Origin of the sequence: Paenisporosarcina sp. OV554, from assembly GCF_003058165.1 — a bacterium.
GTDB lineage: Bacteria > Bacillota > Bacilli > Bacillales_A > Planococcaceae > Paenisporosarcina.
Genome location: NZ_QBUC01000009.1, coordinates 138,437 through 148,173 on the forward strand (window position 1 = coordinate 138,437; position 9,737 = coordinate 148,173).

Genomic DNA, 9,737 nt, shown 5'->3' on the forward strand with positions numbered 1-9,737 from the left:
GTGCTTTAGTTCAATAAAGAGTTGAGCCTTTCTTATTGAATTAACGAGGCAGTTTAGTTTATGAAGGGAATCCCATTTAAGTTATAAGTAAGAAATATTTGTAAAGAGAGCTGAAGATAAATGAAAAAGTATCCCTGCCCTTGTTGTGGTTTTAAGACTTTAGAAGAGAAACCTTCTGGGACGGACATCATATGTAAAGTTTGTTTTTGGCATGATGATTATGTTCAAGCAAAAGATGTTGACTATTGGGGTGGTGCAAACGAATTATCATTAAGGGATAGTCAAAAGAATTTTTTGAACTTCGGAGCAATCGAAGAAAGATTTATAAAGAATGTAAGAAAACCAACTATTGAAGAAGCAAGGGATTTAAATTGGAAACCAAAAGCTTAAAAATAATTATCTCTTATTCAACTAACGGGTGCTTTAGTTGAACAACCCTAATAATAGTTAGTGCAAACACCTAGCCCCTTTGGTTGGGTGTTTTTGTGTTCGGTATTTACATTCATTATCTAATTAAGCTTGATATATAGGCATTTTAAAAGAGCCCAATTCGTATGCGAATTTAGGCTCTTTTTGTATGTTTAATTTAGATTTTGTACCTGATTACTGACGGGTTAAGGGCTTTTACTTTGTCAGTTTCTTCTATATAAAGGACAAGGTAAATCAAAGTACATAAAAAGATCAATTTTATTATAGGGGTAATACCTACACATTATTGAAATGATGGTGGTGTTACTGATTATTTCAGTCTTAATATTAATTGCTATTCCAAATGTGACGAAACATTCAGCAACAATCGATGATAAAGGTTGTGAAGCCTTTGTCAAAATGGTCCAAGGCCAAGTAGAAGCTTATCGAATTGATTTAAAAGCTGTACCGAGTCTTTCCGACTTAACTGATAATGATTACTTATATGAAGGCGAAACGACATGTCCAAATGGTACAGAGATCAATATTGATGCAGCAGGGCTTGTTACAGAAGTTGTCCCTGGATAATCGAGGGTATTCATTAATTGAATTACTTCTTGTACTAACAATTGTTATGATGATTAGTTCAAGTGCAGTCTATTTTAATAATCGTTATATTGAAAATAGGACATTTGATTTATTTTATAATCAATTGAAACTTGATGTTGCACATATTCAACTAATCGCATTAACCGAAGAAAAATATATAAAACTAGTTTTTGAATCGGAAGGAAGTCGATATGTGGCAAGAAAAACATTATTTGATTCTGTTTTTGAAAGGAAGTTACCTCCAGGATATCGTTGGTCTTCGAGTAGCACTATTAATGAGATATCCTTTCACCCGAACGGCACCATTGTTAAGTTCGGAACTTTGGCTTTTATTACACCTGATGGAATAAAAACTGTTCGAGTTTTTATTGGGAAGGGACGTATGATACTTGAATAGTAATCAAGGATTTTCTTTTGTAGAAACAATCCTGACTGTCAGTATATTACTTATAGTTTTTGGAACATTGCTACCCTTAACAAATCGAATGATGGTTCATTTAGCAGAAAAAAGAAGCGAATTACATGTAGCCATTACCAAAAATCAAGCTGCAACTGCTTTGCAAAATGGAATGATTTCTGGTGTCGTTATCCTCGATGACGTAGTTTACTCTTGGAGTTGGAGTCAACCAAAGCTTTGTGTGCAGTATTTGTTTTTTGAAGTGAGTAATGAATCATGCGACACCTATTAACTTCTAGGGGATACACATTTATTGATGCGATTCTTCAATTATCTGCTCTTATGCTGTTCTCGCAATTGATCTTGTTTTATTCAGTGTGGTTTAAACAAGTAGAAAGATATTTCTTTCATGCTGAACCAATTGAGTGGGAAATATTTTCACTCGATATAGAAAGTTACGTTTCAACAGTGACAACAATGGGCGAGCAACTAAATCAAAACGGTATACGTTTTGTAAAAAACGGCGAAGAGTTTGATATTGAATGTTATCAATCATCCATTCGCAAACAGAAAAACCGTTTAGGACATGAACCGATGTTGACTGGTTTGAATTCATGTAAAGTACAACTGATAGGAGATTACGTTATTATCCAAGTAGATTTTGAAAATGGACGAAATGAGGAACGTACATATGAAGTATCTATTTCCTCGCAATGAATCTGGTTTCTTGCTTCCTGTAGCTATTGTTTTGTTATTCGTTGTCTCTGGCGTGCTTTTATACTTCATTACTTCCTACGTATCTCAGATGAATATATATGAGATGTTGGAAAGTCATTATATATCTGCTACTATTAAAAAAATGGAAAGTCAGAAATAGTAACGGTTTGTTATGATTTGTAGCAAAGTAAGTGGGGTAAGAGTATGAAAAAAATTTACTTAATTGGTTTCATGGGGTCAGGAAAAAGTGCAATTGGACGGCGGTTAAGCTTTTTGCTGAAAATTCCTTATTACGACATGGATCAGGAAATAGTAAAAAAAATGGGGATGACCATCCCGGAAATTTTCGAAAGATACGGTGAGCCTTTCTTTCGTCAACAAGAACATGAATTTCTTAAAACTTTCCGAGATGAATGGTGTATCGTATCCACTGGTGGCGGAGTAGCGGTGAATCCTAGCAATAGTAAAGAAATGCGTCAAACTGGATTGGTGTTATTTTTAGATGCTACATTTCCGGATATTTGGAAGAGAATTCACCGTGATGTTAACAGGCCCATTGTACAAGCTACTACCAGGGAGCAGTTAGAAGCGTTATATACCATAAGAAAAAGGTTTTACAAAGCAGCATCGCACATCACAATAAGAACGGAAGGTCGCACATTAAGACAAATAACTGAATATGCTGCATTTCAAGTTAATCGCTTAAAATCGGATGATTTTTAGTTTTTTTGTATTAATGTTCGTGTTTGAGTTGGAAATACAAAATAGATTGCGCTTACTTCTATTCAATGTTAAGATATACACGAAGCGATACATGCTTTCGTACATTGATTTCTTTATAGCCAAAACATATGTTTTGGGCGGATGAGTATACGGGGAGAGAACGCGCTAGTCGCGTCGCCGAAGGAGCAAGTAGTAACTACGAATCTCTCAGGTAAAAAGAACTCGTATAGGACGCATCTCTGGAGAATGCTATGATTTTATGTAGCTACCAAAGAGGAAAGCCGATTTCAGGTAAACTTTCAGGTGCCAGGACAGAGAATTCTCATTTAATGGGAATTCTCTGTCTTTTTTTAGAGTGTAAAGTTCTTTCATCTCTCACTTGCTTCATGTAAGGGAACGGTCTTATTTAATCGCTCTAACAATCTAACCAGCAACACTTCTGCCCGCTATGAAAAGAGGAGGAAATTACATTGTCGGAAAATTTAAAACGCACACCTTTGTTTGATTCGTACAAAGCATACGGAGGGAAAACAATTGATTTTGGTGGATGGGAATTACCAGTTCAGTTTTCAAGTATTAAGGAAGAACATGAAGCTGTTCGTACTAAAGCTGGATTATTTGATGTATCTCATATGGGGGAAATCATCGTTCGTGGTGAAGATAGTCTCGAGTACCTTCAAAAATTACTGACAAACGACGTGTCAAAGTTACAAAATGGTCAAGCCCAATATAACGCAATGTGTTACGAAGATGGTGGCACGGTAGACGATTTACTAGTTTATAAAATTGATCAAGGTGATTATTTACTAGTTGTAAATGCATCTAATATCGAAAAAGACTTTGATTGGATGATCAAGTATATTATTGGCGATACCACTGTACATAATGTTTCAGATTCTTATGGTCAACTTGCATTACAAGGACCACTGGCAGAAACAGTTTTACAACGTTTAACTACGGAAGACTTAAATGAAATCGGCTTTTTCAAATTTAAAACGGATGTAAAAGTCGGTAACTATGAAGTTTTAGTATCCCGTACTGGCTATACAGGTGAAGATGGATTTGAAATATACGGAAATCCTGCATCAATTATAGCGTTATGGGACTTGATATTAGACGAAGGTAAGGCAGACGGTGTTGTTCCTTGTGGACTTGGCGCGCGTGATACATTACGTTTTGAAGCGTGTTTAGCCCTATATGGTCAAGAGCTTTCAAAAGATATCTCTCCACTTGAAGCAGGTATCGGATTTGCAGTTAAGCTGAAAAAAGAAGATGACTTTATTGGTCAAAAAGCTCTTGTTCAACAAAAAGAAGCGGGTATACCTCGTAAGTTAGTCGGACTAGAAATGATTGATAAAGGTATACCTAGACACGGCTACAAGGTATACAAAGATGACCAACAAATTGGTGAAGTAACTACAGGTACACAGTCTCCGACGCTTAAGAAAAACATAGGACTTGGCTTAATTGATAGTAAGTTCATTGAACTTGGAACTGAAGTTGAAGTTGAAATTCGTGGAAAACGCTTGAAAGCTGTTACTGTATCAACACCTTTTTATAAACGCCAAAAATAATTGTTGGAAAGAGGTCATGACCCAATGAAACATCGTTACTTACCAATGACAGAACAAGATCAAAAAGAAATGTTAGAAACCATTGGAGTTTCTTCTATAGATGAACTGTTTTCTGACATACCTGAAAAAGTACGTTTTCAAGGACAATATAATATTAAACCTGCTAAATCAGAATCCTCTTTATTAAAAGAGTTATCTCAGATGGCTGCTAAAAATGCGGATAATAAGGCTTTTGCTTCATTCTTGGGCGCTGGTGTTTATGATCACTATAAACCGATTATTGTTGATCATGTCATTTCTCGTTCAGAATTCTATACAGCATACACACCTTACCAACCTGAAATTTCTCAAGGGGAATTGCAAGCCATTTTCGAATTCCAAACAATGATTTGTGAATTAACTGGAATGGACTTAGCAAACTCTTCTATGTATGACGGTGGAACTGCATTAGCTGAAGCTGGAACTCTTGCGGCTGGTCATACAAAACGTAAAAAACTTCTTATTTCTGGTGCTGTAAACCCAGAATCTCAAGATGTAGTACGTATGTATGCATTGGGTCAATCGATTGAAGTTGTTCAAATTCCAACTAAAGATGGAATAACAGATGTCGAAGCATTATCAAATATGATTGATGAAAACACAGCGGCTGTTTTAGTGCAATATCCAAATTTCTACGGTCAAGTAGAAGACTTACGTAAAATGGAAGGTATGACACATGAAGCAAAAGCATTATTAGTTGTTTCTTCCAACCCACTTGCACTAGGTGTTTTAACTTCACCAGGAAAATTAGGTGCAGATATAGTAGTTGGAGATGCTCAACCATTTGGTATCTCTGAATCATTCGGTGGACCTCATTGTGGTTACTTTGCAGTTACTTCAAAATTAATGCGCAAAGTGCCTGGTCGTCTAGTGGGTGAAACAACAGATGAAGTAGGTCGTCGTGGCTATGTATTAACTCTTCAAGCTCGTGAACAACATATTCGTCGTGATAAAGCGACTTCTAACATCTGTTCAAACCAAGCGTTAAATGCTCTTGCTGCATCAGTTGCTATGACGGCTCTTGGCAAAAAAGGTGTTCAAGAAATAGCTACACAAAATATTTTAAAAACCAACTATGCTAAAAAAGCGTTTGAAGCAGCAGGATTTGACGTTGTGTACCAAGGTGCACATTTCAATGAAATCGTAGTAAATGTTAAGGGGTCTGTAACGGCGCTAAATAAAGAATTATTAAAAGTAGGCATTATCGGTGGATTTGACTTGGGTAAAGTCGAAGAAAAGTTAGAAGGACATGCGTTAATAGCTGTTACAGAGCAAAGAACAAAAGAAGAAATCGATGCGCTTGTGCAAGAAATGGGGTCTTTCCGTGCATAAAGATAATCAACCACTAATTTTTGAAATCACAAAGCCAGGCCGAATTGGCTATAGTTTGCCAGATCTTGATATTCCAGAAGTAGATTTATCAACTTTATTACCTGAAGGTTTACTACGAGAAGAAGCTGCAGAACTTCCAGAAGTATCCGAACTCGATATTATGAGACATTATACAGCACTTTCGAAGCGAAACCATGGTGTCGATTCAGGGTTCTACCCACTTGGATCATGTACGATGAAATACAATCCGAAAATCAATGAATCAGTTGCCCGTTTCCCTGGATTTGCAAACATTCACCCACTTCAAGATGAAGACACAGTTCAAGGTGCTATGGAATTAATGTATGATTTGCAAGAGCATTTAATTGAAATAACAGGTATGGACGACTTGACACTACAACCTGCAGCTGGAGCACACGGTGAATGGACTGCGCTTATGATGATTCGCGCGTTCCACTTAGCAAATGGTGACACACAACGTACTAAAGTTATTGTTCCTGATTCTGCCCATGGAACGAACCCTGCATCAGCAACGGTTGCTGGATTCGATACAATAACAGTTAAGTCTGACGAAAATGGTTTAGTTGACTTAGAAGATTTAAAACGTGTGGTAGGTGACGATACAGCAGCATTGATGTTGACGAATCCAAATACACTTGGTTTATTTGAAGAAAACATTTTAGAAATGGCTGCTATCATCCATGGTGTCGGTGGTAAGCTCTATTATGATGGTGCAAACTTAAATGCTGTAATGTCTAAAGCTCGTCCGGGAGATATGGGCTTTGACTGTGTACATTTAAACTTGCATAAAACATTCACAGGTCCTCACGGTGGTGGTGGACCAGGTTCGGGTCCGGTTGGTGTGAAGAAAGACTTAATTCCTTTCCTACCGAAACCTGTTCTAGTGAAAACTGAAGAAGGCTATCACTTCGATTACAACCGTCCACAATCAATTGGACGAGTTAAGCCTTTCTATGGGAACTTTGGGATTAATGTACGTGCCTATACGTATATCCGTTCAATGGGTCCAGATGGTCTGAAAGCCATTACTGAATATGCAGTACTTAACGCAAATTATATGATGCGTCGTTTGCAGCCACATTTTGACTTGCCATATGATCGTCATTGCAAGCATGAGTTCGTTTTAAGTGGTCGTCGCCAAAAGAAATTAGGTGTTCGTACGCTTGATATGGCGAAACGTCTCCTAGACTTTGGCTACCATCCACCTACAATTTACTTCCCATTAAATGTGGAAGAAGCGATGATGATTGAACCAACTGAAACGGAGTCGAAAGAAACGCTAGATGCATTTATCGATGCGATGATTCAGATTGCAAGAGAAGTTGAAGAAAATCCAGAAATCGTACAGCAAGCACCTCATACAACTGTTATAAAACGTTTAGATGAGACAAAAGCTGCTCGTACCCCAGTATTACGTTATAAAAAAGCATAATCAAAAAGAGTTCATCATTTGATGAACTCTTTTTTGATTAGTTCTGTTTATTAATTAAAGGTTCTGTTAAATTGTGATGTTGATTTTCGTATGATCGTAAATTTGCGCTTGCCGCACGTTCCGCTTGAGCCAACAAGAATGAAAACCACATACTTGTGGGTCTCATTCTTGGGCCAACTGGAAGTGGGTCATGAAGGTGTTGCCACAAGATTTCTCGCATTGCATTTTGCGACGAGTAACCGCAGGAGCAATTTCTCGATTGCATTTTGCGACGAGTAACCGCAGGAGCAATTTTTCGCATTGCATTTTGCGACGAGTAACCGCAGGAGCAATTTCTCGCATTGCATTTTGCGACGAGTACCCGCAGGAGCAATTTCTCGATTGCATTTTGCGACGAGTAACCGCAGGAGCAATTTTTCGCATTGCATTTTGCGACGAGTAACCGCAGGAGCAATTTCTCGCATTGCATTTTGCGACGAGTAACCGCAGGAGCAATTTCTCGCACTGCATTTTGCGACGAGTAACCGCAGGAGCAGGACGTGCGTTTTTAACCATCGTTCCTGTACATGCTAGGCGCAAATGTAATCTTTCTTTTCTTTTTTAATATCTATTGCATTCTTAAACTTAGCCAAAATAAAAAAAGCAGAAAGCGGCCGAAATTGCATCTTCGGCCGAACATTCACTTAAAGAAACCTTCTATTCTGTAGTTAACCAGTTCAAGAACAATGTGTGCTTCCAGGTGGCAAGGGAGCGAAGGATACACAACTCTCTTTTGTATATATTATTGTGTAGCAAGTAAAGCGTCCAAAGCAAACTGGAAACCTGTCATCCTCAGTAAGTGGAAACAAGGTTTTACGTTTGTAGTTGTAGTGATAATTCTTAAAATGAGTATTAATTAAGATGTTTTGAAAGGCTCTGTTAAACGATACAGTTTTTTCGTACATTTATTCACTTGCGGCATGCTAGGGGCAAATGCATTTCTTTTGTTCTTTCATTTCAAACAGATTCTTTTACATAGCCTAATTAAAATCCGATTGAACCTTCCTCGTCTTCCCAGTCATTCTTTTTTGAACGTTTATTTTGTTTTTGAAGTTCTTTTATGCGCTCTTCAAAAGCCAGTTCACCATCATAATGCCAGTTTAAGGCAACAGACATATATAATTCATTTAATTGAGAAATCGATAAGCCTTTTGTCAAGCGTGCCATGTCTTTGACTTGTTGGTGTGAGAAGATGTCCTTCAAATCAAGTTTACGTAAATACTGTTCTCGTACTTGAGCGGAAGGAGCCGGTATTTCATATGCTCGGTCAAAACGTCCAGCACGGTTAATCAGCGCAGGATCGATTTTTTCGGGATAGTTTGTTGTTCCTATAATAAATAACCCTTCTCTAGATTGCGTGCCATCTAGAGTGTTTAAAAAGACAGAACGTGTATATTCAGGCATAGAGTCTATGTCTTCAATGACTAGAATGGCTGGTGCTAGTCTTGTGACGATGCCAAATACTTCTTGTATAGAATGACTTCCAGTAAACTCAGTAATCTGCCAATACACTACGGGTGCGTTTGTTGAGCCAGTGATGGACTTAACTAACGTTGTTTTTCCGTTACCCGGAGAACCATAAAGTAAAATACCGCGCTTATAAGGCAATCCATATTCTTTAAAGAATTGGCCATCTGCTGTGAAAAATTGATCAATTGAACGGAAGATATCTTGTTTCACCGACTCCTCAAGCATAACATCCTCACGACTTACAACAGAATGTTCACCGTAATTGCGTCGCTTTACGCCATCTTCCGTATCCACTAAAAATGTAACAGACTGCATTAACATTTGCCTTAATTTCTCGTTAATATCTTGTAAGAAGGCTAAAGCCTTTTCAGGAGACTGGGCATAACAATGCATCTCTGGCCAGCTATGATCGGTGGTGTAAAACGTGACAATTGTTAGGGCAACTTCATGATTAGGGAAATAAATAAGTTGATTTTCAAACGTATTAACTACTTTTAAGTGGCTTTCATTAGCATCCTCGGAAGTTGTGCCTATTTTTCCAAGAGTTCGTGTCTCGTATATATGACTAAGAGACTCGTACTCAAGGAGGCCTTTTTCCATCATTTCAAGGACGTTGGTATCGAGTTGCGAAATGGTTTCACCAATATATATATGTTGCCATTGTCCAGATAACCTATGTTCAAGCTTGTCAATAATGCGTTTGGATACGAATGCAAGATCTTCGTAATGGGGAAGAGTTTGTCTCGTATCTTCAAGGTGTGATATAAGCGTAAGTGGTTTCATAAAGGCCTCCCATAAAATATGACTCAATTATAACGATTAAGTTGAAAAAAAGTTCCTCCAATTGAGGGCACTGCAAAACGAATACAGAAATTAGGGGGAAGCGCTAGATTCGCTTTTCCCTTTTTCGTTATAATAAATAAAAAGCTCTGAAAGTGTGTGTTAATCATGTTAAATCAATCAAAACAAACTACTT

12 protein-coding genes and 1 riboswitch are annotated in these 9,737 nt (G+C 37.7%); of the genes, 10 read left to right on the plus strand and 2 right to left on the minus strand.

The window, feature by feature from the left end:
• Nucleotides 1–120: 120 nt before the first annotated feature.
• From C8K15_RS10255 to gcvPB, 9 genes are all read left to right on the plus strand, one after another.
• Complete coding sequence (locus C8K15_RS10255) at nt 121–390, plus strand: CPCC family cysteine-rich protein (protein WP_108586313.1); 270 nt, start codon at nt 121–123, stop codon at nt 388–390.
• Nucleotides 391–720: 330 nt separating this feature from the next.
• Complete coding sequence (comGC, locus tag C8K15_RS10260) at nt 721–996, plus strand: competence type IV pilus major pilin ComGC (RefSeq protein ID WP_108586314.1); 276 nt, start codon at nt 721–723, stop codon at nt 994–996.
• On the plus strand, nt 938–1,414 hold the full coding sequence (locus C8K15_RS10265; protein ID WP_233260433.1) for a prepilin-type N-terminal cleavage/methylation domain-containing protein: 477 nt from the start codon (nt 938–940) through the stop codon (nt 1,412–1,414). The genes comGC and C8K15_RS10265 overlap by 59 nt, the downstream gene beginning before the upstream one ends.
• Nucleotides 1,407–1,706 carry a hypothetical protein gene (locus tag C8K15_RS10270; RefSeq protein ID WP_108586316.1) on the plus strand — a complete coding sequence of 100 codons (300 nt, stop codon included), beginning with the start codon at nt 1,407–1,409 and terminating at the stop codon, nt 1,704–1,706. Before C8K15_RS10265 ends, C8K15_RS10270 begins: the two co-directional genes overlap by 8 nt.
• Nucleotides 1,691–2,131, plus strand: coding sequence for a competence type IV pilus minor pilin ComGF (gene comGF, locus C8K15_RS10275; RefSeq protein WP_108586317.1), 441 nt, complete (start codon nt 1,691–1,693; stop codon nt 2,129–2,131). Before C8K15_RS10270 ends, comGF begins: the two co-directional genes overlap by 16 nt.
• Nucleotides 2,132–2,335: 204 nt before the next feature.
• Nucleotides 2,336–2,854: a shikimate kinase gene (locus C8K15_RS10285; protein WP_108586319.1), complete on the plus strand. Its 519-nt coding sequence runs from the start codon at nt 2,336–2,338 to the stop codon at nt 2,852–2,854.
• Between the two features lie 141 nt (nt 2,855–2,995).
• Nucleotides 2,996–3,088, plus strand: a riboswitch (glycine riboswitch).
• 236 nt (nt 3,089–3,324) lie between these two features.
• A complete protein-coding gene (gene gcvT / locus C8K15_RS10290; RefSeq protein ID WP_108586320.1) occupies nt 3,325–4,428 on the plus strand; it encodes a glycine cleavage system aminomethyltransferase GcvT in 1,104 nt (367 codons plus the stop codon).
• Between the two features lie 24 nt (nt 4,429–4,452).
• The gene (gene gcvPA, locus C8K15_RS10295) at nt 4,453–5,799 is read left to right on the plus strand and encodes an aminomethyl-transferring glycine dehydrogenase subunit GcvPA (RefSeq protein ID WP_108586321.1); all 1,347 of its coding nucleotides are present in this window, start codon (nt 4,453–4,455) and stop codon (nt 5,797–5,799) included.
• On the plus strand, nt 5,762–7,252 hold the full coding sequence (gene gcvPB, locus C8K15_RS10300) for an aminomethyl-transferring glycine dehydrogenase subunit GcvPB (RefSeq protein WP_369973727.1): 1,491 nt from the start codon (nt 5,762–5,764) through the stop codon (nt 7,250–7,252). Before gcvPA ends, gcvPB begins: the two co-directional genes overlap by 38 nt.
• A gap of 37 nt (nt 7,253–7,289) precedes the next feature.
• Here gcvPB and C8K15_RS20295 read toward each other — a convergent pair whose 3' ends face one another.
• Entirely contained in the window at nt 7,290–7,472 is a 183-nt protein-coding gene (locus C8K15_RS20295; protein WP_158268290.1) for a hypothetical protein, read from the minus strand.
• 6 nt (nt 7,473–7,478) lie between these two features.
• Between C8K15_RS20295 and C8K15_RS20300 the strand changes: the two genes are divergently transcribed.
• Entirely contained in the window at nt 7,479–7,694 is a 216-nt protein-coding gene (locus tag C8K15_RS20300) for a hypothetical protein (protein WP_158268291.1), read from the plus strand.
• A 581-nt stretch (nt 7,695–8,275) separates the two neighbouring features.
• Here C8K15_RS20300 and C8K15_RS10305 read toward each other — a convergent pair.
• Nucleotides 8,276–9,544 (minus strand): AAA family ATPase, encoded by a 1,269-nt coding sequence (locus C8K15_RS10305; RefSeq protein ID WP_108586323.1) that lies wholly within the window; start codon nt 9,542–9,544, stop codon nt 8,276–8,278.
• Between the last annotated feature and the right edge of the window lie 193 nt (nt 9,545–9,737).

What these genes read in the sequence shown, in the direction of transcription:
- C8K15_RS10255 (WP_108586313.1), top strand. Translation starts at nt 121, where the DNA reads ATGAAAAAGTATCCCTGCCCTTGTTGTGGTTTTAAGACTTTAGAAGAG.
- comGC (WP_108586314.1), top strand. Translation starts at nt 721, where the DNA reads ATGATGGTGGTGTTACTGATTATTTCAGTCTTAATATTAATTGCTATT.
- C8K15_RS10265 (WP_233260433.1), top strand. Translation starts at nt 938, where the DNA reads ATGGTACAGAGATCAATATTGATGCAGCAGGGCTTGTTACAGAAGTTG.
- comGF (WP_108586317.1), top strand. Translation starts at nt 1,691, where the DNA reads ATGCGACACCTATTAACTTCTAGGGGATACACATTTATTGATGCGATT.
- C8K15_RS10285 (WP_108586319.1), top strand. Translation starts at nt 2,336, where the DNA reads ATGAAAAAAATTTACTTAATTGGTTTCATGGGGTCAGGAAAAAGTGCA.
- gcvPA (WP_108586321.1), top strand. Translation starts at nt 4,453, where the DNA reads ATGAAACATCGTTACTTACCAATGACAGAACAAGATCAAAAAGAAATG.
- gcvPB (WP_369973727.1), top strand. Translation starts at nt 5,762, where the DNA reads ATGCGCTTGTGCAAGAAATGGGGTCTTTCCGTGCATAAAGATAATCAA.
- C8K15_RS20295 (WP_158268290.1), bottom strand. Translation starts at nt 7,472, where the DNA reads ATGCGAGAAATCTTGTGGCAACACCTTCATGACCCACTTCCAGTTGGC.
- C8K15_RS10305 (WP_108586323.1), bottom strand. Translation starts at nt 9,544, where the DNA reads ATGAAACCACTTACGCTTATATCACACCTTGAAGATACGAGACAAACT.